Here is a 22863-nt window from a genome sequence, read left to right as displayed (position 1 = left end):
AATTCTTAGGAGTTAAAATACCCTTGATAAGTTAAATCCAAAAAAGACATCTCCCTCGCCCCAATCGCCTATTCCCTCTCCTAAAAATCCATTGGCATTCATAGGCTGGGCGTTTGTAAAGTGCAATTGAAATACATGGCCTCCCGTTTCCAAGTCAAAACCAATGGAAAGTGGATTTTTAAACGGTGAGTTTTCAATTCTATTTAAATGCCATCCATAGTCTATGTTAACAGACCATCTTTTTGATAGTTTATGCCTACCACCAATGCCCAAAACATATTGCGAATTATTCTGACCATCAATTTTCACTAGATTTTCATGAAAAAATGTAGGTATAAGTTGTAAAGAGAAATTGTTGTTAAATTTTCTCGAAATCAATAATTGAGAAACGTAAGCCAATCTGTGCTTAGCTTCTAATTTGGGAAAAATTTCTTTGCTTAAACTTGTATTTGCGGTAATACTATTATAACCAACAATAGTAACAGGAAACCCGTTATTTTTTTGCCCGACCAACCTGTATTTTAGCGACCCTTCATAAGTTCTTTGATATGAACTTCTTGAAACTCCAATATTAATATCGTCAGTTATTCCATAGATAAAGTTTAATCTTGTCAACGCTTGATCCAATCCGAAAAAATCTTCAATTCCTCTTTTTACAGAACCAAACCTGTGTGAAACCACAAAATAAAGTTGTTTTTTATAGGCCAACTTTGTCGATTCAAAATTTACAATTTTTAACCCTTTAAATGCTGCTTTTTCAAATTGACTATCAGTTGAAACCGTGTCTATTTCATTGAGCAAATCTTCCTGAGAAAAAGTTATTAAGGGTAATAAAAGAATGGCTAGTAAGATTTTTTTCATAAGTTAAAAAATTTAATTCCTATTATCTACAACAGTAGCTTGATCAATTTTTAGCACTTCTAACAAATCATCAAAACCTACATATCTACCTTTAATGATTATTTTTTTGTTTGTACTTATTTGGTGGTTTAACGAGTCCGTAAAAAGCACATATACTTTATGGTTTAAAACAACACTTGCAGCCTCTGTTTCGGTTATTTCACCTTCTATTTCAACTGTTTTATCAAGGTAATTCTCATTAAACTCTATAGAATTCTGATTGAAGTCAGAATACACTTTTAAAGCAGTACCAAAAAGTACCGCCTTCTCATTACCAATATTTCTATGTTCCTTATAAATATAATTGTAAGTAAAAGCTCCAATTACAATAATTAACATTGAAATGATGAATACTGTTTTACGCTTCATTTCTTTTTTAGTTGAAAGTCAAAACTAACATGAACTTCTTTGGCAATTTTATTACGTACTATTTTTGGTATTTCAATGGCAAAATCTTGAGGGGTTACAGTGAATTTTCCACTTAAGAAGATTATCCCATTATTTTCGGAAACATAAACCACAGAACTAATTTCTTTCTTTTCACCATGAAACTCTAACGTGCCATTTAACTTCAATTCTAATTTATTTTCGGATAATCCTTCATTATTAAAATCAATTATTTCACCCGAAAATTTAGCCTTGGGATAATTATCGGAATCAACATAATTTTCATTGAAATGTTCCTCCATTAGGGCATTTTTAAACCTAAACTCTTTAACAAGAGCAACGGAAGCTATTTTACCCGTTCCCACATCTAAAATTACCGTGGTAGATTTATTAGTCGCCTTAACTTCTTCAAAAGCCTTTTCAGAAGCTTCAAAAGTTATTTGACCTTTTTTATCTATATACTTCTCTTGTGCCAATAAAATATTTACTGAAAAGAAAGTACAGCAAATTGCCAATAATGTTATTTTATTTTTCCAACAACCCATCTTTAATCCATTGGTCTATAACATTTATAGTTGCTTGAGGTAATTTCCCTGATTTTGGCATCCTCCCTGCTGACATAGCCGAAAGAATTGAATTTGCCCTACCCTTTACCTCGTCATACGTAGTTAATGAAAAAGGAGCTCCATTAGTAGGAGGATTTCCATGGCAACTAGTGCAATTGGTGCTTATTATAGATTTGACATTTGCTTCGTATGTAATTTTTTTATCTCCAGGTTCCATAATATCATCTTCACTACTATTGGAACAACCGTAAATAAAGAGTGTAACTGTTGTAAGCATTAGCATTTTAAAAAAGGTTTTCATAATTTTTTGAGTTTAAATTAATAATATTTGCTATTTTTAGCTTATTTACAATACTAAATTAGTAGGCTACTTATAACTTTAGATAATTTTTATCAATAAAGGTTACAAAATTTATATGTTTTTTTTAAAATACTGTTAAAATTTTAAAATATTAATTATGGAACTTATTAAAGCAGAAGATTTTGACAACTTAACGGAAGAAACCATCATTAATAGGATATTAACTGGAGAAAAACCGTTATATCAGTTATTGCTCAAGAGAAATAATTTAAAGTTATACAGAATAATTAGATCTTATTTGAAAAAACATGAAGATGTACAGGATGCTATGCAAAACACTTATTTAAAGGCTTACGAGAATTTGCACAAATTCAAAAAAAATTCCTCCTTTTCAACATGGTTAATTAGAATAGGTATTAATGAAGCATTAACCAAACTAAAAGCAAAAAACAAACATGTTTCCTTAAAAGAAGGTGGCAATGAAGATATTGATAAACAAGTAATTCAACTCTTTAACCATCAACGAAATAATCCTGAAAATAACATTATAATTGAGGAGGTTAAGCTATTGTTGGAAAAAGCCATTGATCAATTAGATTCAAAACACAAGGCGGTTTATATTTTACGCGAAGTAGAAGAGATGTCGATTTCGAAAATTGCCGATTGCCTAAAATTATCGGAATCAAATGTTAAAGTCAGGTTGCATAGAGCAAAATTAAAAATGCGGGAAAACTTATATGATCTAGTTCCAAAATCTGAATTATTTAATTTTGGAGCAGAAAACTGCGATAAAATAGTAGCAAAAGTATATTCTAATATACAATATGGATGAAAATCAAATCATTTCCAATACAATTGACTTTGTAAAAGAAACATTGAAAGGTGCAGAAGGCGGACATGATTGGTTTCATATCGAGAGGGTATTTAATAATGCAAAACTAATTGCTGAGACTGAAAAAGCAAACTTTTTTGTTGTTGCACTTGGTGCTTTACTGCATGATATTGCCGATGCTAAATTCCATCCTGACGCTTCGGGAGGCGATGAAACCATTGGTCCAAAAATAGCTAGTGAATTTTTGCTCAAACAGAATGTTGATAGTGCTGTAATTGAACACGTAGTAAAGATTATCGAAAATATTTCATTTAAAACATCACTTTCACAAAACCAAAATAAATTTACCTCAATAGAACTTGAAATTATTCAAGATGCGGATAGGTTAGATGCTATAGGAGCTATTGGAATTGCTCGTTGTTTTAATTATGGAGGATTTAAAAATAGGGAAATTTACAATCCTGAAATTAAGCCTAATTTGAACATGACGAAAGAACAATATAAAAAGTCAAAGGCCCCAACCATTAATCATTTTTATGAAAAATTATTACTTCTAAAAGATAAAATGAATACCAAAACAGGGCAGAAACTTGCCCAAAAACGCCATATTTTTATGGAAAAATATCTAGATCAGTTTTATAAAGAATGGAATGGAGAAAAGTAAGTTTTTACTTTTTCTTAATGTCGTCCACCAAATTCAAAACTTCTTGAGGGATGTTACTTTCATTAAATGTTGCCGCGTAAATTTCGCCATCAATGTTTAATTTCACATCATAAACAAAAGCATCGGTAAGGTTTTTATTTTCACTAATTAAATTAGGATTATTCAATACTCTTTTTAGGTCTTCTTTTCGTTGAAAATCAATATCTAATTTGCCCTCATATTCCGTTGGAATATTTGCAAACCCACCACTTATTTGAATATTATAAAACATCTTTAGCTATTTGTGTAAGACCTACTTCTGTAAAACTATTAGTTACAACTTCAACAGCATTTGAATTAATTTTGTCTTGATCGACCAACGTGTTTGTAGTGACCAATAAATTATCTAACATATCATTGAAATTTGCTGTACGCCATAGGGTCTTCAACGTTTCAAACCAAATTATGGAACAATTATCAATGCCGATTTCAATGGCAGTTAAATAAAATGCTTTGTTTGGAATGCCCGAATTGATATGTACACCTTGATTATCTGCACTTCCAGCATAATAGTTATCCATATGATCTGGTTGTGTATCAAAATCGTTCGCTGTTCCAGGTGCCTTCATAGATCTAATGGCTTTTCCTGGAAATTTATCGGTAACTATTAAATCGCCAATTAGCCAATCTGCAGAACTGCAATCTTGCTTCAAAAATTTTTGTTTTATGATAGTGCCAAAAACATCCGAAAAATGTTCATTTAACGCCCCTGATTGCGATTGATATTCCAAATTTGCCAAAAATTGTGTTACACCGTGCATCAGTTCATGGGCAATTACATCAATGGCTTTTGTAAAATCTTTAAACTGGATACCGTCTCCCTCTCCGTAGGTCATTTCATCACCATCCCAAAAGGCATTGTTGTACTCTTTTCCATAGCGGATATTGGAAATAACATCCATTCCTTTATTATCAATTGAATTTAAGTCGAAAGTAGTTTTAAAATAATCTCTTACAAAGCCTGACATGTCATAAACTTCATTTACAATAACATCATCGACTTCAGGGTCATTTTCTTTACGAACCAGCTCAACACGTTGTTTGTATTGATTTTGACTATCATAAATATACCTACCGCCATTTTCTTCATCCTCCTCTTGAATTAATAGGTTGTTTAAAACCGTATTGCGTTTTTGTAAAATACGGTGTGTATCATTTAATGTTTTTTTGCAACTTGTATTCCCACGTTTGGCGAGTTCCTCAAGAATATGTGGGGGAATTATAGTACAGTAAGCCTTGTTACACATGATGTATAAATTATATAATTTATAACTAAATATTAAACTGCTTTAGTGTGTTCATTATGCTATTTAACAACTATTTAACGCATAAAAAAGTCGGTAAATTAAAATTTACCGACTTTTAGGAATATAGTAAAACACCTAGTCTAAAACGGGTGTTACCTTAAAACCTTGGTTTTTTAGCAGTTGAATCACACCTTTTTCACCGCCCAAATGTCCAGCACCTACTGCGTAAAGAATCTTTTTATCTTTAGAGATTTCAGGGATCTTTTTTACCCAATTCTCGTTTCTGTCATAAAGTAATTTGTCAATCATTTTTTGGTCGTTATCAAAAAAATCATCCATATAATCAAACAGATCATTAATGTTTTCTGATTTGTATTTTTCAACCATTTTAGAGTAAAGCTCCTTGGTATCGTTAGGGTCTTCTAACATTTCAACCAACTCGTCCATTTGATCTTCATAAGAAATACTATCAAAAACCGACATTTGGTCTTCTACAGTTTCTAGTCCTTTTAATTCTTTTTTTGCTTCTTTAGCCATACTCATAAAGGTAAATTCATAACTGGCAACCTGTTTGCCCACTAATGAACTCATAATTGTAGAAGACATATATAAAGGCTTAAACCTATTAAATTGTGCGAAGCCCATCCCCACATTTTCTTTTAAATAACTGTCTAAAAGCTTGTACTCGGTTGAATCCACATGGTTTGATAAAAGGTCTGTTTCCTCAATCATCATTTGCTTCATCATTTCTTGCATCATTTCCGGATTGTCCATATCCAATTCTAGATATAGCTCTTCCGTTTCTGCAAAAGCATCTTTTACTTTTTGTGACATAACAAAATCTTTTTGTGGCAACATGTGTATCGTACCAAAAATATAGGAGGTTTGAATGTTATCACCTTCTATTTTCCATAAAAGACTATTATTATCTTGTGCATTTGCATTGGAAATTAATAAATATAAAAGCGTAAGTGATATTATGATGTGGTTTTTCATTTATAAGTTTTATCGATAAAAATTATTTGAGTTAAGAATTGTTTAAAAATAAAGTGGGAATTCCATATTGTCATTCCCACTTTATAATGATTACTATTGATTTTATTTTAATGTGCTTTTAATCTTGGCATTGCCCATAGCTGGTAGTACCTGCTCAATTTGACTGGCCATTTTTTTATCAATATCAATCAACATGGTAGTTAATTCTTTTTCGTTTTCTACATTGTATATACTCACTTTCCATTGATTGTTCTCTTTACCGTCAACTTTTAATTTCATCGTCTTTAGTTTTTGGGACATCATGTCTAAATTGTAAAAAGAAGTTTCATATCCTTCTGCCAATGGTAAACGTGCAACTAACAGGTCATATCCTGCTCCATTGGTTAAAAAAGCTCCATCCAAAGGAAGTTCACTTGTTTTGCCCATCATGGTCAATGAAACTTTATCTTTAGCGTAATTAATTTCGAAGGTTTGTCCTCCTTGGTTGATGATTCTTTTTACGGGACTCATATTTTCCAAATAAAGAATATCCTCGGTATTGCCCATGGCAGATGTTGAAGCATCTTTTATGACCCATTGTGTTCCCTCTTTTTTAACTTCTCTAGTGGATTGCATAGGTATTTTTTGACCTTGCACTTCAACATTTACATCATATTGATTAGTAACTTCTTTTAAGTCATCACTCAATTTAGGTAATGCCTCTGCTACGCTAACTTTATTCGCTTTTTTATAGACTACTTTAGAAACATCTTGTGTAATCTCTTCAAGGCGTTTAGCTACTTCATCAGACATGTCTTTTTGATAACGACCATCGAGATGCTTAGCCAAGAACTTTTCGATAGCAACCCACATGGCCATATTGTTATTTGGTTTTCTAAATCCGTGACCTTCATCATCTGCCAAAATATATTCAATATCTTTACCAGAATCTCTCATAGAAACTACAATCTGATCACTTTCTGCTTGTTTAACCCTTGGATCGTTTGCCCCTTGAATAATCAACAAAGGCTTGGTAATTTTATCAGCATGAAATAACGGACTTGCCTCCATAATCAGTTTTTTACCTTCTTCAGTTTCTGGATCACCGGTCATTTCATACAAACTTTTTCTAAAAGATTCCCAGTATGCCGGTATAGACTCTAACAATGTAAACAAGTTACTAGGCCCAACAATATCAACACCACAGGCATAAACATCTGGAGTAAAAGCTAAACCTGCTAGGGTTGCATAACCGCCATAACTTCCACCCATAATAGCCACTCTGTCTTTATCGGCAACACCTTGGGCTATAAAGTGTTTTACGCCCCAAGTAATATCATCTTGCATTAATTTACCCCATTGTCTATCTCCTGCATTTAAAAAGGACTTACCATAGCCTCCACTGGCTCTAAAATTCGGTTGTAAAACGGCATAACCTCTATTTGCCAAAATTTGGGCATAAGGATTGTACCCCCAATAATCTCTTGGTCCTTTTGGTCCTCCATGAACCAGAACTACCATTGGCAAATTTTTCTTTTCTGCACCGTAAGGAACAGTTAAATAACCAGGAATTTCCAACCCATCACTACTTTTGTAAGAAACAGGTTCCATTTTAGCCAAATATTGCTCTACTTCTTTTAAACGTGGCCTAGGGGTGTATTGATGAATCAATTCTTTAGTGTCCCAGTTAAAATAATAGGTTTCAGAAGCCGCATTATCACTACTTGTTGAAACCAGCATTTGTTTATAATCTTTGGTAAAACTGGCAAAACCAATTTCTTTACCTTTAAACTTGTTTTCTAGGAACTTAAACATTTTTTCCCATTTCTTATTTTTCCAAAGTCTCTCTCTTTTGTCATAAGTATAGGATGTGTATATGATTTCGCGTGTATTGTTATCTAAAAACATTCCTCCAAAATCAACTTTGTTTTTAGGATCACTTTCAATTTTTTCGATTTTTTTTGTTTGTGGATCCATGGTATATAAAGTGGAAAAATTTACGTCACCTTTATTGGACACCAAATACATTTTGGTATTGTCTTTGTTCCAGCCTGCTACGTAGGCTTGTTCCTGTAAATTGGTTTCATATATCTTGGTGAATTTATTATCCCCATCTATGCGATGGATTTCAGAAAAACCATCTTCGTTCGTTCTGAAAGCTAGTCGTGGGTTCTCATCCCAATCAAAATCCCAACCAGTAATTCTATTGGTATTTTCATACAACAACTCTAATTTACCAGTAGCTATGTCTAATTTATATAAATCGTGCCAAGCTTTATCACGGTCGTTAATGCCCACCATTATTTCGTTAGGGTTTTTTCTACTTACCTGAAATATCTGAACCCTAACATCTTTCATAGGGCTTAGGTTCTTAGAAACAGGCACACCTGTTTCCTTATCTGCTTCAGCTGTAGGTTTAACCCCATAAATATTATAATTTTCATCTCCTTTATTATCTTTTACAAAAAGGATGTTTTTACTGTCGTACGTCCAAAAATAACCACCAATTGGTCTTTCATTATCAGTCAACGGTTTTGCTTTATCAAAAGGTTCATCAAATTTTTTGACCCAGATATTCATTATACCATCATATTCTTTTAGAAAGGAAATCCATTGTCCGTCAGGGCTTAATTGTCCACTAGATATTTCCGGGTTGCCGAAAAAGATTTCACGGTCAATTATGGGTGCTTTAGTTTGTTGGCTGAATACTTGCAACGAAAGAAGGACAAGTACTAAAAAAAGTAATTTTTGTGTTCTCATAATTATAGTTTTTGATTTTAGAATGTTAAAGATTTGAGATTTATTTTTGAATGTTAAAGATATGGAATATTCTCTATTTAGTCTATATTTATTTGGGGTCTAGATAAATTACTACTCCTATTAAAATTCATTAGATAATTTTAATTTTTGATATTTATTGGTTTTTTAAAATTCGATTTCATGTTGATTATTTTATAGGATTATTATTTCTACTATTTTTATTATAAGTTCTATTATTACTACTAGCATTTTTTTAAGATTAAAACCTGTCTGCTGACAGGCAGGGTTAATTATTGAATGATACCATTTTTTATGGTTATTTTTTCACGATTTTGATGGTTGTTAAATTCCAATGTCAATAAGTCAATAGCATCAAAACCCTTAACCTCTTTTTTTAGAATTATATTGATCCGGACTGCTTCTGTCATAATGGATTGATAATTACAATCTATCAACTCGTATTCTGCTTTTTCAGTTGAAATTCCGTCTTTACCAAATTGTAATCCTTTTGCGTAAATTATTCGATTTACTTCATCACAATCGCAATTCTCTTCTAAAACTTCGGTAATAAGGTCTGACTTTTCAATGGAATCTTGATAACCATCTAAAAACCCATTGACAAATACAGCAATCAAAATTAGAGCGAGTATAATAATGCCAGGTTTTAAATAAGTATTCTTTTTTGCCATTTTATTACATTTTTTTGGAATTAATATTTTCTTGATTTCTGTAACAAATAACCTTTTAAAAAAAATGTAAAACAAGTAAGACCAACCTAGTTTTAGAAAAATAGGGTTAAAAAATAATACGTAAACTACTGTTTTAAAGATAGTTAAAACAATTTAAAGAGAATTGGAGGAATTCAAAATCTAACGACCCTAAATTTATAAATTTGGGGTTAAACTCAAAATTTCAAGAAAGAGAATTCAATTGTTTAATATAGAAAGAAGGATTTAAACCGGTACGTAGTTTGAAGTATTTTGTAAACGAATCCGCACTTTTATAACCCAGCTCTTCAGCAATGGATTGCACAGAAAATGAACGGAATCTATTATCGTTTTTTAGACGTAATAAGGCATAATTAATCCTTAAATCATTTATATACGTATTAAAATTCTTCTCAAAATGCGAATTTATTACTTTTGAAAGATAGGATGTGTTGGTCTTTATCTTTTTAGCTACATTGTAAGAATTACAGTCTTGCCTTAAGAAGTATTCTTGTTCTTTTAAGGTTTGTAAGCCAGATAATATTTGTTCGGTTGTTTCTTCGTTTACCTCAGCTGAAATTTTTTCTTCTAACACGTTATCTTTAGTATCTATAATTTCAAGCGTAGTGGTTTGTTCTTGATTAAATTTAGATAATAATGCATTAAACTTTTCTGTGTTTTTCTTTTTCTCTTTGATGAGATAAATAATATAGCCTAACAATATAATTAGCAGGGCTAACCCAACGCCCATGAATAAGTAAAACCTTTTCTTTTGTGATGATTTTTCTTCTTCAAGATTTGATAGTTCTTGAGTATGAAATGATAAAGAAATAGTGTCTTTACTTTTTTCTAAAGCAGTTTGATTTAATATATATTTTTCATAGTTTTCATTTGATTTTTCTAAATTACCTGCTTCTTTATATATTTTGGCCAACAATTTATAATCTTCGGTAAGATAAATTTCTTTTGTTTTTTGTTTTTTTATCGCTATACCTTTTTCTAAGATTGCTATTGCACTATCGTATTTTTTCAGATTATAGTAAGTTTCTGCCAAAGTAAAACCCACTATTGCTGGTGCTAAAATCGAATCGTTCCTATAAGCAATGTTTTCAGCCTCCTTTAAATGTACTAGAGCTTTATCAAATTCTTTTTTTTCTAAATAAACCTGACCGCGTTGAGTCTTAAAACTTGTTTTTATAGCAAGGTCAAGAGTATCCAGTTTCTCTTTCTCACCTTTATCCAAGACCCATAGAGCGGAATCTTTTTCATTTAGTTTCAAATACGTGTTGCTCATAGAAATTATAATGGCTCCCCTATTGTAAACCCGAGTGTTTTCAGTTATATCATCAACATAATTTAGAGCGTTAAATGATTCTTTCTGTCTTGTTAGGGCTTCTTTATAATTACCAATTGTATAATATAAATCTGCAATAATCGTTGGCATCACTGCTTTGTAAAAACCCAAATTTTCCTTTTGGGCTATTTCCAGACACTTGTCATAGATTTTAAAAGCTTTTTTGAATTGACCGAGTGCCACATAGTTTTGGCCTAATTGGGCAAGAACTTCTATTTCCGTATATTTAGAAACATCGTTAATTAACGTATTGTTTTTAATATCAACGCTTTTTAATAAACTTAGTTCTTTTTCAAAATATTCTATTGATTCTTTAAACTCAGCGATAAACTGCAAATTTCGCCCAATTTCATGCAACGTTATTATAGTTTTAACAGTATCGTTGAATTTTTCTGCCAATATCAATTGCTTTTTAGCAAATTCAACCGCCAAACGGGAATTGTTTTTTCTGTATTTAGCCACAGAGTCACCAAGAGCATCAAATTTTTTTGAATAATCTTTAATATCTTGTGTATGGCCAATACTTACATTAAAAACAGAAAATGTAAATAGGGTTAATATTATTTTGAAGGAAGTTTTCAAATGTAATATAGTTGGTTTCTTTTAAAAATTTGCCTTTCTTTTTTCTAAAAAAGCAGTTGTGCCTTCTGTAAAATCCTCAGTACCGAAGCACTTGCCGAATTGCTTAATTTCTTTATCATAACCGTTTATACCATCTTTAAATCCGGCATTTATAGCTTTAATGGCAGAGGCAATTGCCAATGGAGAATTTTGTATGATTTTGGTTGCCAATTTCTCAGCCAATGGTAATAGTTCTTCTTGACCGACCACATAATTTACCAAACCAACTTTTAGAGCTTCGTCCGCATTAATCATTCTAGCCGTCATAATCATTTCCATGGCTTTGCCCTTACCTACCAATTGCGGTAAGCGTTGCGTACCACCATAGCCGGGAATTACTCCTAGACTCACTTCAGGTAGCCCCATTTTAGCATTATCTGAGGCAATTCTAAAATGACATGCCATGGCCAGTTCCAACCCTCCACCGAGGGCAAATCCATTGATAGCCGCAATAACCGGGGTTGAGAGATTTTCTATAAAATCAAAGACCAATTTTTGTCCTTCTTTAGCTAAATCTGAACCTTCTTTGACATTAAAATCTGCAAATTCAGAAATATCGGCACCTGCAACAAAAGCTTTTTCACCGCTTCCTATTAAGATTATAACACGGGTATTTTCATCTGAATCAGCATCTGCGAAGGCATCGTGCAGTTCTGCCAAAGTCTCTTTGTTCAGAGCATTTAACTTGTTAGGGCGATTAATCGTGACAGTGGTAATTTTATCGTTTTGATCAACTAGAATATTGCTGTAACCCATTTTATTTATTTTTTTGGAATTGTAACCGTAAAAACCGATCCTTTTCCTAATTCAGATACAAAGGTAATATTTCCGTCATAAGCCTCCACAATATTTTTTACCATAGCCAAACCTAAGCCCATACCGCTTGATTTTGTGGTAAATTTGGGTTCAAATATTTTATCTTTATCTTCTTCTGAAATGCCAATACCATTATCAGCCACGGTAATAATTACATTATTGATATCTTGTAGCACTTTTATTTCAATTTTAGCATCATCCTCGTTATCAACGGATTGAATAGCATTTTTAGTCAAGTTGGTAATTACCCTAATCAATTGTCCTTTATCTAATTTGGCAATTATTTCATCCTCATCGTGGAAAAAATGAATATTGTCTTCATTAAAAATATCCAATGCCAATTTTACAACCTCCACAACATTCAATTTTTCACTGTTTTGCTTAGGCATTTCTGCAAAATTGGAAAATGCCGAGGCTATGGAACTCATTGTATCTATCTGTTGTATCAATGAATTGCTAAATTCTTTGATTTTCGATTGAATATTAGGGTCGTTGGCATCAAAACGTTGCTCAAAACTTTGAACGGTCAATCGCATTGGCGTAAGCGGATTCTTTATTTCATGTGCTACTTGTTTTGCCATTTCTCGCCATGCCTGTTCACGTTGGCTTTTAGCCAATTTTATTGCACTACCCTCAAGTTCGTCAACCATATTGTTATAGGCGTTTACCAAATTGTAAATTTCTAAACTGGCATTATCTAAAATAATCTTTTCATTACTTTTTCCTAAAGCCGTTCTGGCCATTTTTTCGCTAACCGTTTTAATAGATTGCGTTATGTATTTAGATACAAAATAAGCAATACCAACGGCAATTAATAACATAAATAAATAAACAAATGCCAATCTAGATAAAAATTCCTTAAGCTCTTCTTGTTGAAACGAATTATCTTTCAAATAATGGATATGTAATATGCCAATAGGTTTAAATTTCCTATCGTTAAAATAAGTATAAGATGACTTATATTTAATACCACTAGGCGTTTGGTCTTCGACAACTACTCTGTGGTCGGGGCTTTCGGCCAATTTATTTAAAACCCGTTGAGATATTTTCTTCTCGGTATTATCCTCCGTAAAATCAGATGAAGAACTAATTTGTAGTTCGCCTTCCAAATTAAAAATCATAATATCTAGCTGATTTATATCAGAAATATCATAAATTTTATCCTTAAATATTGAATGTAAATATTCTTCTTCTACAGGAAAAGTAGTCCTACGTTGCAACTCGATGTCAATACTTGTTTTAATGGCACTTTCCTTTCTTTCCAATCGCTCTTCGTGGTAATCTTTGGTTTGCTCGTTATATTGATAAATTGCGGTTAAAGCAATTAGGATGGAGGCTATGACCACTAAAAGGATCATTGCAAAAAATATACGGGTACGTAAAGAGAATTTTTTAAGTTTCATTCAGTGCAAAGTTGGCATAAAGATAGCAAATATCGTACCTAAAAAGACAACTATTGGTTAATCTAAATGAGAAAAATACGGAAAAAGGTTAAATCTTTATAAACTTTGAAATACTTCCTTTATTTACTTTCAGATAGTAAACCCCAGGTTTAAGGTCGGCCGTATTAATTTTAATTTGGTTGTCTTTAGCACTTAATGAAGCATTTAGATAAATAAGTTGACCTAATTTGTCGAAAATTTGAACATTATTAAGGGCATCTTTTTTGGAATTTAAAGAACCCACAATAAGCTGATCCTTAACGGGATTTGGAAACAGTTTTACACTCTTTTTTTCAAGTTTGGTTACCTCCGCTTCTATATTTTTTTTCGGAATAGTATCAGATGCCTTTACATAAGACATTGATTCGTAAACTTCTAAATTGCTAGAGCTATTTATTGCAAAAAGAAACGCAGGTATTAAAAGTAGCATACCTGATAATTGTTTTAAACCCATTTTTTATTATCAATTTAGAGTTGTTTAATTAAATAGGGATGTGCAAAGATATAAAAAATCTTAATTGATTGAGATTGTTGAGTTTAAGTATTTAAAATATTTCTAACAAATTTATCAACACTGTTTACACCAAAATCTGTCAGATGCTTTATAAAAGCCGAACCGATTATTGCTCCTTTTGCATATTTGGTAGCCTGTAAAAACGATTTATTGTCTGAGATACCAAAACCGATAACTTGTGGGTTATTCAATTGCATTTTATCAATACGTTTAAAATAATCTGTTTGTTCTTTGCCAAAACCTGATTGACTACCCGTTACGCTTGCACTGCTGACCATATAAATAAATCCGTTTGAAATAGAATCTATAAAACGGATACGCTCATCACTAGTTTGTGGTGTGATCAAAAATACGTTAATCAATCCGTGCTTTTCAAAAATGAATTTGTACTGTTCGTTGTAAACATCCACAGGCAGGTCAGGAACTATCAATCCGTCAATGCCAATATCAGCACATTTTGCACAAAATTCTTCCACTCCAAATTGCAGCATTGGGTTAAAATAACCCATAATAATTAGTGGAATGTTTACTGTTTTTCGAATGTCTTTAAGCTGTCTAAACAAAATCTCGCTGGTCATTCCGTTTTTTAAGGCTTGGGTAGAACTGGCTTGTATGGTTGGGCCATCCGCTAATGGGTCGCTAAACGGCAAACCGATTTCTATCATATCAACACCTGATTTTTCAAGGTTTTGAATTATAGTTACAGTATCTTCCAAATTAGGATGACCCGCAGTGAAATAGATGGATAGTAAGCGTTTGTTTTGGTTGAGTTTTTTATTAATTCTGTTCATATTCTGTTCTAATTAACAGACCTACAAGGTTTTGAAAACCTTGCAGGTCGGATGCACTTTACAATTCAAAATAGTTGATATAGGTTTCTAAATCTTTATCTCCACGACCAGATAAACTTAGTACAATCACATCATCTTTCTTAAACTTTTTCTTTTCAAAAACAGCCAAGGCATGCGAGCTTTCAATAGCAGGAATAATACCTTCTAACTTGCTTAATTCTAATCCCGATTGCATGGCTTCATCATCCGTAATGGAAATGAATTCTGCTCTACCCGATTTGTATAAATGAGCATGCATTGGCCCTACCCCAGGATAGTCCAATCCCGCAGAAATAGAATAGGGTTCGGTTATTTGTCCATCTTTGGTTTGCATTAACAAGGTTTTACTTCCGTGGATGATGCCTTCTTTTCCCAACACAGAAGTAGCGGCACTTTCACCAGAATCAACACCCAAACCTGCAGCTTCAACTGCTATTAATTTTACGTCTATATCTTCTAAAAAATGATAATACGCTCCGGCAGCATTGCTCCCTCCTCCAACACAGGCGATTACATAATCAGGTTTTGTTCTACCTTCTTTTTCTTGCAATTGCCATTGAATTTCTTCTGAAACCACAGCCTGAAAACGAGCCACCATATCAGGATAAGGATGTGGACCTACCACAGAACCGATTATATAGTGTGTATCAACAGGATTATTAATCCAATCGCGAATGGCTTCGTTGGTGGCATCTTTTAAGGTTCTACTTCCGGATAAAGCTGGAATAACTGTCGCCCCTAACATTTTCATTCTAGCAACATTTGGAGCTTGACGGGCAATATCAATTTCGCCCATATATACAATACACTCCAAACCCATTAAAGCACAAACCGTAGCCGTTGCCACGCCATGTTGGCCAGCTCCAGTTTCTGCAATAATCCGATTTTTACCCAATCGCTTAGCCATTAAAATCTGCCCAATGGTATTGTTGATTTTGTGAGCTCCTGTATGGTTTAAATCCTCTCGTTTTAAATAAATTTTTGTGTTGTATTTTTCTGATAAACGTTTTGCATAATATAAAGGAGACGGACGACCAACATAATCTTTTAGCAATTGTTGAAATTCTTTTTGAAAATCAGGTTCAGCCATTACCTTTAAATAGTTTAGGCGTAATTCCTCTACATTTGGATAAAGCATTTCGGGTATGTATGCTCCACCGAATTCTCCATAGTAACCTTTATCGTTGATGTTGTAAAGCCCCCTTCCCAGCCTTCCCCCCAAAGGGGAAGGAGCTTGCTTTGCGTTTTTCATTTTAATTTGTTTTTAAACTTCTTTAATTTCTCTGTATTTTTTAATCCCGCTTCAATTTCAAATTTGCTATTTACGTCTATTACTTCACAATAGTTGGACGCATCGCTTTTTAGGAATGATTCTAACTTTTCTATTTCATCCAAACCAATTCCACCACTTAAGAAATAAGGTTTTTTAAATGGGTATTTCTCTAAAACGCTCCAATTAAAAGTGTATCCGTTACCTCCTGGGTTTTTGCCTTTAGTGTCAAACAAAAAATAATCACAAACGGATTCGTAAGGTTCTAAAATACTAAAGTCAAATTTGTCTTTTATAGAAAATACTTTGATGATTTCTGTTTTAGAAGGTGAAATGAGTTCTCGACTCCGCTCGAACTGACAGTTAAGTTCCTTACAATATTCAGGAGATTCTTCTCCGTGTAATTGTACCGCTTCCAAATTATGTGTAATCACTTTATCAATAACTTCTTCTACACTAGTATTTACAAAAACACCCACTTTTTTAATTGATTCCGGTAATTCAGGAATAGTACCTTCAAAATTTCGTGGCGATTTATCATAAAATATAAAGCCCATATAATCGGGTAGCAATGCAGCAACCTTGATTATATTCTCGGGATATCTCATTCCGCAAACTTTGAGTTTCGGCCTCCCCCTAGCCCCCTCCGAAGGAGGGGGAACACGCTTATTTTTTGAATTTGGATTCATAAAATTGTCATTCCCGCGAAAGCGGGAATTTTTCAAATGTTATTCTAATCTTTATTGATCAATGTTTCTTTTAAATATTCAATTTCTCAATAAACTCTTTCGCACTTTTACCAGCATCATTGGTTTTCATAAAATTTTCGCCAATTAAAAAACCTTTGTAACCGTATGGTTGCAATTCTTTGATAGCGTTTACACTACTAATTCCACTTTCAGACACCTTAACAAAATCATCCGGTATTTTAGCCGCTAATTGCTTGCTATTCTCTAAACTTACGTCAAAAGTTTTTAAATTTCTATTATTTACGCCCAACATGTCTAAACTCGGCATGATAGATTTTTTTAACTCTTCTTCATTATGGACTTCCAACAACACTTCCAATCCTAAACTTCTGGCAAATTCCGAAAACCGCTTAATTTCCTTTCGAGATAAGACCGCAGCAATCAACAAAACAACATCAGCACCATAGGCTTTTGCCACTAATAATTGATATTCGTCTATAATAAATTCCTTTCGTAACAGTGGCAAATTACAACTTGCTCGGGCGGATAATAAATCATCTAAAGACCCTCCAAAATATTTACCATCAGTCAAAACCGACATACCGCAAACACCAGCATCTTCATAACCTTTTGCAACATCAAAAACATTTAAACTTGTATTAATAATTGATTTTGAAGGTGACCGCCTTTTATGTTCAGCAATTATACCTGTATTGCTTTCTTTTAACCTTTTGGCTAACGAGACTGTTTTACGTTCAAACAGGACAGATTTTTCCAATTGTGAAACCGGTAATACCTTTTTTCGAAGCATTACCTCGATATATTTATCTGCTATTATTTTATCAAGTATTGTCATTTTAGTTCTTCAGACTTATTTCTTGCAATTTCTTTAATGTTTCCAATCCTTTACCACTTAATAAAGATTCTTTTGCCAGTTCAAATCCCTCTATTGGCTGTAAGTTTTTTACAGTTGCAATTGCCATTCCTGCATTAGCACAAACTACATTATTTTGGGCCGCTGTACCTTTGCCACTAATTACATTCATAAAAATATTGGCTGAATCTTCCACAGAATTTCCACCGAAAATTTCTTCTTGTGTAATTTGTATAACCCCAAAATCATCAGGACTCAACATCGTTTCCGTATGATTTGTAATTGCTTTTGTATCTCCTGTCAAAGATATTTCATCATAACCATCCAAAGCATGTAAAATGGTGAAATTTTTATCTGTGTTTTGATATAGGTAACTGTACATTCTAGCCAATTCCAAATTAAAAACGCCCACCAATTGATTTTTAGGGAAGGCTGGATTTACCATTGGCCCCAACATATTAAAAAAAGTTTTTACGCCTAATGCTTTGCGAATCGGTGCAACATTTTTCATTGCTGGATGGAACAACGGAGCATGCAAGACACAAATTCCTGCTGTTTCTAAACTTCTTTTTAAAAAGTCCTTTTTATTACTGAATTTAATACCCAAATATTCCATTACGTTGCTTGAACCCGATACTGAAGAAACACCATAATTACCATGCTTTGTTACATGAATTCCTGCTCCTGCGGCAACAAATGAAGACAAGGTTGAAATATTAAACGTGTTTTTGCCATCACCACCAGTACCGCATAGATCAATCGTGTTATAATCAGAAAAATCAACTGCCAGGCATAAGTCTAACAATGCATCACGAAAACCTTCCAATTCTTCAACTGTAATACTCCGCATCATATACACCGTTAAAAAAGATGCTATTTGACTGGGATTGTACTCTCCTTTTGAAATATTGACCAGTACATTTTTTGCCTCCTCTTTTGAGATGGTTTCGTGATTGATAAGTCTGTTAAGTATATTTTTCATTATTGACTTTAATTTAAGACCTACAAGGTTTTGGAAACCTCGCAGATCAACAATTAGTTAATTAACCAATTTTCCAATATTCTTTTCCCATTTGGTGTTAATACGGATTCTGGATGAAATTGCACGCCTTTTACATCGTACTTTTTATGTCGTAATGACATTATTTGCCCATTTTCATCAAATGAAGTAGCTTCCAAACAATCAGGCAAATCAGTATCAACAACCCAAGAATGATAGCGGCCCACTTCAAAGTTTTTTTCTAATCCATTGAACATAGGTTCGTTATCAACGGCAAGTTCAACGTTGGTAGCTACACCATGGTATACCTCATCTAAATTGATAATTTTTCCACCAAAAACTTCACCAATGGCTTGTTGACCTAAACAAACCCCTAAAATACTCTTAGTAGGTGCATATTGTCTAATGATTTCTTTTAACAAACCTGCCTCATCTGGTATTCCTGGCCCTGGTGAAAGTACGATCTTATCATAGGCTTCAACCTCATTTAAAGTTAACTGATCATTACGTTTTACGGTAACATCACAATCTAAATCTTCCAAGTAATGTACCAGATTATAGGTAAAACTATCGTAGTTATCTATGACTAATATTTTTTTCATCGTGTGCCCGCGTAAGCGGGTATTTGTTTAATTTAACTCTATTTAAGAAGGAGTGATAAACACCCCTTTAGTCCCCTCAAGGGGACAATTACTCCTATTAAACCCGTTCAGCCAACTCAATGGCATGGGTTAATGCTCCTAATTTATTATATACCTCTTGCAATTCATTTTCTGGATTAGACTTTGATACCAATCCTGCTCCCGCTTGCCAATGTAGTTCGTGATTTTTACTCAAAAAAGTGCGAATCATTATGGCGTGATTAAAATTACCATCAAAATCCATAAAGCCAATGGCTCCACCATAAAAAGCCCTACTCGTTTTTTCATATTGCTCAATCAATTGCATCGCTCTATGCTTGGGTGCACCACTCAATGTACCCGCGGGAAAAGTATCAGCTACAACTTGCATTGTAGAGGTTTCTTCGTGCTTTTTACCCGTAACTTTACTTACCAAGTGAATTACATGAGAAAAAAATTGCACTTCTCTATACGTTTCTACTTTTACCTGACTACCATGTCTGCTTAAATCATTTCTTGCTAAATCTACCAACATCACATGTTCTGCATTTTCTTTTTCGTCTTGCGATAATTTTTTAGCTAAAATTGCATCTTGTTCATCATTACCTGACCGTTTAAAAGTCCCTGCAATTGGATGTATTTCTGCCAATCCGTCTTTAACGACTAACTGTGCTTCGGGCGAACTGCCAAATATTTTAAAATCGCCATAATCAAAATAAAAAAGGTAGGGAGAAGGATTAATACTTCGCAACGTTCTATACACATTAAATTCATCTCCTTTAAAGGATTGTTTAAACTTTTTCGATAACACTAATTGAAAAACATCGCCTCTAGCACAATGCTTTTTAGCAATTTCTACATGTTCTTTATATTCATTATCTGTTAAATTAGAATTAATATCACCATCTTTTGTAAACTTATATGTTGTGAAATTCTGTGCTTTTACCAATTGGTGTAAATCCTCAATATTACTTTTTTCGCCGTAATCATGTGCAAAAATATAAGCGTGGTTTTTAAAATGATTTATCGCAATAATATTTTGATAAACCGCATAATACATATCAGGAATTTCAATGGAATTCTCCTTTTTTGATATTTTTACATCCTCGAAATATCGTACTGCATCATAACTGGTGTAGCCGAAAATTCCGTTATGGATGAATTTAAAACTATCATCTTTTACCACATCGAAACGTTGAGAAAATTTATGAATTTCAGCGGGGACATCGGTTTCGCTCGTAATATCCAATACTTCACTACTTCCATCAGGAAAAGTTTGAAAAATCCTTTCGTTTTCTACTTTTATAGTTGCAATTGGGTTAAAGCATATGTACGAAAAGCTATTATCATTGGCATGATAATCACTACTTTCTAATAAGATACTATTTGGAAAACGATCGCGAATTTTTAAATATACACTCACGGGTGTAATAGTATCAGCAATTATTTTTTTTGATGATGTGTTTAGTTTGAATTTCATTTGGTATAATAAAAAAAGCTTGTCGTGAATGACAAGCCTTGTTATTTTTAATTTAAATATACAATGGTTTAGTTCACGAATTTGTGTTTCGAGAATTCCACCACCAAGTATTATTTAAAATTGTGTTCATAATTATTTGTTGAGACAAATGTAGTAAAATATTTATATAATCAAAAAAATATTATAGTAATGATACTTCTTTCTAACTAATTGCTTCTTGAGAAAAGGTAGTGAGGGAATTTTCATACTTCTCTCAACCTGTCAATTCGGCCCAAACCTCAAATTTCATAATACTTATTAATGTTTAGGTATGGCTGACAAAAAACCATCCTTAATATTGCTAGTTCGCATTTGAGGAATATGATCGTAATGTTTCGAAAAGTAGTCAATCATATCTTTGTTCATGCAAGGTATTGGACCATCAGATGTCTGCCAAAAAAATATTGAATCTTTTGAGGGTGAAAAATAGTTTAAATTTTCAAGTTGGTATTCAGCATATTCTAAATTTTCAAATTGAGTAATTGCTCTAGGCAAAATTATCTGTGAAGGAATTAAGGCATATTTTTTGCTCATAATATCACTATTTGTAAATTTATCGGTATTCAAACCAAATATCCCAATAATAAATAGTATTGTAAGATTTGTAATAACCAATAGTTTTATGGCAGTAAATTTCTTATGGAGCAACTTTGAAGCGATAAGCAAACTCATTGCCAATAAAATAGGCATAAAAAATCTATATTGAGAAGATGTAATGTAGAATATTATAAATTGTACGAGAAAATAAGCATAAAGAAAGTACATTTCCTTTTTCTTACGAATGAAAAAGGGAAAGACGAACATAAAAAACAATATCAATTTATTTAATATACCATTGATTTTTGGTAAATTAATCCATGCCCAAAATTTATCAATAAAATTTAGTTTGTTAAACTCTTCCCAATTGTATTGTATATTGTTATTTATTTTCCAATTGACTTTAACCAATTCATTACCAAGAGCTATAGGATATAAAGGATGACCAGTAATAATAATATTTTTTATCACAAAACCAGATAGTGAAATTAAAGACATGACTGCTGTAATTTTCCAAAATTTAGAGTCATTGCCTTTTGCAAGAACAACTATTAACAACAATAAAATCGGTGATATTGTAACTTTAATTGAGGTTATTAATAAGCACAAAATAGTAATTAGTATAATATTTTCTATTTTGTTATTTTGGTATAAATCAAGATACAAATAAACAATAATGGGCACAATAATTAAAATAGGAAAATCAGTAGAGGGTGAACCAATAAAAAAGAATAGACCGACTAATACAATAAAAATAAGTGAAATAAATAAATCATTTTTATTTCCGATCAATTTATACTTTTCCCATTTCTCGATCATAAAATAACTTGATACAATTATCAAGAAACCATTTATGTCATTGAGATTGTCAGTTAAAAAGCTAAAATTAAAACTGGCCTGTAATATATGCCATCCGGAAAATTGCCCTAAAAAAGGATGCAAATTGGCAACCCCATTAACCAAACCATAATTATTGAGCCATTTTATAGTTTGTATGTAATAGGTTTCGTTATCCGTAAGAAATGGTAATGAGGAAGAGTGCAACAAAGACAAAACAACCGTAGTTAAAAGCAATATCTTGCTATTCCTTGAAAATAGAGTAAAGTTATATAATACTTGTTGAAAACTTTTCTTTACCGTTTGGAAATTAAACGTTATAAATAGTGTTGAAAGTGTTAAATTAATTAAAAAGAAATATTGGTCTAATGGAAAAAATACAGCGTAAAATGTCGAAATAATTAATTGAACAAACATTCCAATGAATACCGTAAAAACGATATTGTAATTTTCAAGATTTATCCACTTATTGAAAATCAATCCCATTCCAAATATTATGTATAGAATGAAAACATAGGAAATTAAGATTAAAAACATAAAAGAAATTTAACCATTAAACAAA

At 32.5% G+C, this 22863-nt stretch carries 23 protein-coding genes; 2 read left to right on the top strand and 21 right to left on the bottom strand.

Annotation, left to right across the window (positions count from 1 at the left end; all coding sequences use genetic code 11):
* Positions 1 to 12: 12 nt before the first annotated feature.
* From UMM65_RS06215 to UMM65_RS06200, 4 genes are read right to left on the bottom strand one after another with little or no spacing between them, the layout of a single operon-like run.
* A complete protein-coding gene (locus UMM65_RS06215) occupies positions 13 to 861 on the bottom strand; it encodes a DUF5777 family beta-barrel protein (RefSeq protein WP_321975627.1) in 849 nt (282 codons plus the stop codon).
* Between the two features lie 12 nt (positions 862 to 873).
* Complete coding sequence (locus tag UMM65_RS06210) at positions 874 to 1269, bottom strand: OB-fold protein (RefSeq protein ID WP_321975626.1); 396 nt, start codon at positions 1267 to 1269, stop codon at positions 874 to 876.
* Complete coding sequence (locus tag UMM65_RS06205) at positions 1266 to 1832, bottom strand: YceI family protein (RefSeq protein ID WP_321975625.1); 567 nt, start codon at positions 1830 to 1832, stop codon at positions 1266 to 1268. Before UMM65_RS06205 ends, UMM65_RS06210 begins: the two co-directional genes overlap by 4 nt.
* The gene (locus tag UMM65_RS06200; RefSeq protein ID WP_321975624.1) at positions 1813 to 2154 is read right to left on the bottom strand and encodes a hypothetical protein; all 342 of its coding nucleotides are present in this window, start codon (positions 2152 to 2154) and stop codon (positions 1813 to 1815) included. Before UMM65_RS06200 ends, UMM65_RS06205 begins: the two co-directional genes overlap by 20 nt.
* 157 nt (positions 2155 to 2311) lie before the next feature.
* On the opposite strand from UMM65_RS06200, the gene UMM65_RS06195 reads away from it, so the two are divergent.
* Entirely contained in the window at positions 2312 to 2986 is a 675-nt protein-coding gene (locus UMM65_RS06195) for an RNA polymerase sigma factor (RefSeq protein ID WP_321975623.1), read from the top strand.
* A complete protein-coding gene (locus tag UMM65_RS06190; protein ID WP_321975622.1) occupies positions 2979 to 3650 on the top strand; it encodes an HD domain-containing protein in 672 nt (223 codons plus the stop codon). Before UMM65_RS06195 ends, UMM65_RS06190 begins: the two co-directional genes overlap by 8 nt.
* A 4-nt stretch (positions 3651 to 3654) precedes the next feature.
* Here the strand turns inward: UMM65_RS06190 and UMM65_RS06185 are convergent, their stop codons facing one another.
* From UMM65_RS06185 to UMM65_RS06105, 17 genes are all read right to left on the bottom strand, one after another.
* Positions 3655 to 3921 carry a hypothetical protein gene (locus tag UMM65_RS06185; RefSeq protein WP_321975621.1) on the bottom strand — a complete coding sequence of 89 codons (267 nt, stop codon included), beginning with the start codon at positions 3919 to 3921 and terminating at the stop codon, positions 3655 to 3657.
* Positions 3911 to 4936, bottom strand: a complete 1026-nt coding sequence (locus tag UMM65_RS06180) for a M4 family metallopeptidase (protein WP_321975620.1) — start codon at positions 4934 to 4936, stop codon at positions 3911 to 3913. The genes UMM65_RS06185 and UMM65_RS06180 overlap by 11 nt, the downstream gene beginning before the upstream one ends.
* Before the next feature lie 135 nt (positions 4937 to 5071).
* A complete protein-coding gene (locus UMM65_RS06175) occupies positions 5072 to 5932 on the bottom strand; it encodes a TraB/GumN family protein (RefSeq protein ID WP_321975619.1) in 861 nt (286 codons plus the stop codon).
* Between the two features lie 102 nt (positions 5933 to 6034).
* Positions 6035 to 8671, bottom strand: a complete 2637-nt coding sequence (locus UMM65_RS06170) for a S9 family peptidase (protein ID WP_321975618.1) — start codon at positions 8669 to 8671, stop codon at positions 6035 to 6037.
* A 290-nt stretch (positions 8672 to 8961) separates the two neighbouring features.
* The gene (locus tag UMM65_RS06165; protein WP_321975617.1) at positions 8962 to 9360 is read right to left on the bottom strand and encodes a hypothetical protein; all 399 of its coding nucleotides are present in this window, start codon (positions 9358 to 9360) and stop codon (positions 8962 to 8964) included.
* A 223-nt stretch (positions 9361 to 9583) separates the two neighbouring features.
* Complete coding sequence (locus tag UMM65_RS06160) at positions 9584 to 11314, bottom strand: AraC family transcriptional regulator (RefSeq protein WP_321975616.1); 1731 nt, start codon at positions 11312 to 11314, stop codon at positions 9584 to 9586.
* Between the two features lie 21 nt (positions 11315 to 11335).
* Complete coding sequence (locus tag UMM65_RS06155) at positions 11336 to 12109, bottom strand: enoyl-CoA hydratase/isomerase family protein (RefSeq protein WP_321975615.1); 774 nt, start codon at positions 12107 to 12109, stop codon at positions 11336 to 11338.
* Between the two features lie 5 nt (positions 12110 to 12114).
* A complete protein-coding gene (locus UMM65_RS06150; protein WP_321975614.1) occupies positions 12115 to 13572 on the bottom strand; it encodes a sensor histidine kinase in 1458 nt (485 codons plus the stop codon).
* Between the two features lie 88 nt (positions 13573 to 13660).
* Positions 13661 to 14065, bottom strand: a complete 405-nt coding sequence (locus tag UMM65_RS06145) for a T9SS type A sorting domain-containing protein (RefSeq protein ID WP_321975613.1) — start codon at positions 14063 to 14065, stop codon at positions 13661 to 13663.
* An 83-nt stretch (positions 14066 to 14148) separates the two neighbouring features.
* A complete protein-coding gene (gene trpA / locus UMM65_RS06140) occupies positions 14149 to 14916 on the bottom strand; it encodes a tryptophan synthase subunit alpha (RefSeq protein ID WP_321975612.1) in 768 nt (255 codons plus the stop codon).
* A gap of 58 nt (positions 14917 to 14974) precedes the next feature.
* Positions 14975 to 16207 carry a tryptophan synthase subunit beta gene (gene trpB, locus UMM65_RS06135; protein WP_321975611.1) on the bottom strand — a complete coding sequence of 411 codons (1233 nt, stop codon included), beginning with the start codon at positions 16205 to 16207 and terminating at the stop codon, positions 14975 to 14977.
* Positions 16204 to 16833: a phosphoribosylanthranilate isomerase gene (locus UMM65_RS06130; RefSeq protein ID WP_321975610.1), complete on the bottom strand. Its 630-nt coding sequence runs from the start codon at positions 16831 to 16833 to the stop codon at positions 16204 to 16206. Before UMM65_RS06130 ends, trpB begins: the two co-directional genes overlap by 4 nt.
* Positions 16834 to 16984: 151 nt before the next feature.
* Entirely contained in the window at positions 16985 to 17770 is a 786-nt protein-coding gene (trpC, locus tag UMM65_RS06125) for an indole-3-glycerol phosphate synthase TrpC (protein ID WP_321975609.1), read from the bottom strand.
* A 1-nt stretch (position 17771) separates the two neighbouring features.
* Positions 17772 to 18770, bottom strand: a complete 999-nt coding sequence (gene trpD, locus UMM65_RS06120) for an anthranilate phosphoribosyltransferase (RefSeq protein WP_321975608.1) — start codon at positions 18768 to 18770, stop codon at positions 17772 to 17774.
* A 53-nt stretch (positions 18771 to 18823) separates the two neighbouring features.
* Positions 18824 to 19390, bottom strand: coding sequence for an anthranilate synthase component II (locus UMM65_RS06115; RefSeq protein WP_321975607.1), 567 nt, complete (start codon positions 19388 to 19390; stop codon positions 18824 to 18826).
* Positions 19391 to 19487: 97 nt separating this feature from the next.
* Positions 19488 to 20888, bottom strand: coding sequence for an anthranilate synthase component I family protein (locus UMM65_RS06110; RefSeq protein ID WP_321975606.1), 1401 nt, complete (start codon positions 20886 to 20888; stop codon positions 19488 to 19490).
* Between the two features lie 297 nt (positions 20889 to 21185).
* Positions 21186 to 22838: an LIC_10190 family membrane protein gene (locus UMM65_RS06105; protein ID WP_321975605.1), complete on the bottom strand. Its 1653-nt coding sequence runs from the start codon at positions 22836 to 22838 to the stop codon at positions 21186 to 21188.
* Between the last annotated feature and the right edge of the window lie 25 nt (positions 22839 to 22863).

It is taken from the genome of Aureibaculum koreense (assembly GCF_034296135.1).
Lineage (GTDB): Bacteria > Bacteroidota > Bacteroidia > Flavobacteriales > Flavobacteriaceae > Aureibaculum.
This window is presented reverse-complemented; position numbering and strand designations above follow the sequence as displayed.

Bases quoted from the DNA above. Each gene is read 5' to 3' on its own strand.
- trpB (WP_321975611.1), bottom strand. From the start codon at position 16,207: ATGAAAAACGCAAAGCAAGCTCCTTCCCCTTTGGGGGGAAGGCTGGGA.
- UMM65_RS06165 (WP_321975617.1), bottom strand. From the start codon at position 9,360: ATGGCAAAAAAGAATACTTATTTAAAACCTGGCATTATTATACTCGCT.
- UMM65_RS06105 (WP_321975605.1), bottom strand. From the start codon at position 22,838: ATGTTTTTAATCTTAATTTCCTATGTTTTCATTCTATACATAATATTT.
- UMM65_RS06205 (WP_321975625.1), bottom strand. From the start codon at position 1,832: ATGGGTTGTTGGAAAAATAAAATAACATTATTGGCAATTTGCTGTACT.
- trpA (WP_321975612.1), bottom strand. From the start codon at position 14,916: ATGAACAGAATTAATAAAAAACTCAACCAAAACAAACGCTTACTATCC.
- UMM65_RS06175 (WP_321975619.1), bottom strand. From the start codon at position 5,932: ATGAAAAACCACATCATAATATCACTTACGCTTTTATATTTATTAATT.
- UMM65_RS06190 (WP_321975622.1), top strand. From the start codon at position 2,979: ATGGATGAAAATCAAATCATTTCCAATACAATTGACTTTGTAAAAGAA.
- UMM65_RS06200 (WP_321975624.1), bottom strand. From the start codon at position 2,154: ATGAAAACCTTTTTTAAAATGCTAATGCTTACAACAGTTACACTCTTT.
- UMM65_RS06195 (WP_321975623.1), top strand. From the start codon at position 2,312: ATGGAACTTATTAAAGCAGAAGATTTTGACAACTTAACGGAAGAAACC.
- UMM65_RS06215 (WP_321975627.1), bottom strand. From the start codon at position 861: ATGAAAAAAATCTTACTAGCCATTCTTTTATTACCCTTAATAACTTTT.
- UMM65_RS06180 (WP_321975620.1), bottom strand. From the start codon at position 4,936: ATGTGTAACAAGGCTTACTGTACTATAATTCCCCCACATATTCTTGAG.
- trpC (WP_321975609.1), bottom strand. From the start codon at position 17,770: ATGACAATACTTGATAAAATAATAGCAGATAAATATATCGAGGTAATG.
- UMM65_RS06150 (WP_321975614.1), bottom strand. From the start codon at position 13,572: ATGAAACTTAAAAAATTCTCTTTACGTACCCGTATATTTTTTGCAATG.
- UMM65_RS06130 (WP_321975610.1), bottom strand. From the start codon at position 16,833: ATGAGATATCCCGAGAATATAATCAAGGTTGCTGCATTGCTACCCGAT.
- UMM65_RS06110 (WP_321975606.1), bottom strand. From the start codon at position 20,888: ATGAAATTCAAACTAAACACATCATCAAAAAAAATAATTGCTGATACT.
- trpD (WP_321975608.1), bottom strand. From the start codon at position 18,770: ATGAAAAATATACTTAACAGACTTATCAATCACGAAACCATCTCAAAA.
- UMM65_RS06170 (WP_321975618.1), bottom strand. From the start codon at position 8,671: ATGAGAACACAAAAATTACTTTTTTTAGTACTTGTCCTTCTTTCGTTG.
- UMM65_RS06185 (WP_321975621.1), bottom strand. From the start codon at position 3,921: ATGTTTTATAATATTCAAATAAGTGGTGGGTTTGCAAATATTCCAACG.
- UMM65_RS06155 (WP_321975615.1), bottom strand. From the start codon at position 12,109: ATGGGTTACAGCAATATTCTAGTTGATCAAAACGATAAAATTACCACT.
- UMM65_RS06145 (WP_321975613.1), bottom strand. From the start codon at position 14,065: ATGGGTTTAAAACAATTATCAGGTATGCTACTTTTAATACCTGCGTTT.
- UMM65_RS06115 (WP_321975607.1), bottom strand. From the start codon at position 19,390: ATGAAAAAAATATTAGTCATAGATAACTACGATAGTTTTACCTATAAT.
- UMM65_RS06210 (WP_321975626.1), bottom strand. From the start codon at position 1,269: ATGAAGCGTAAAACAGTATTCATCATTTCAATGTTAATTATTGTAATT.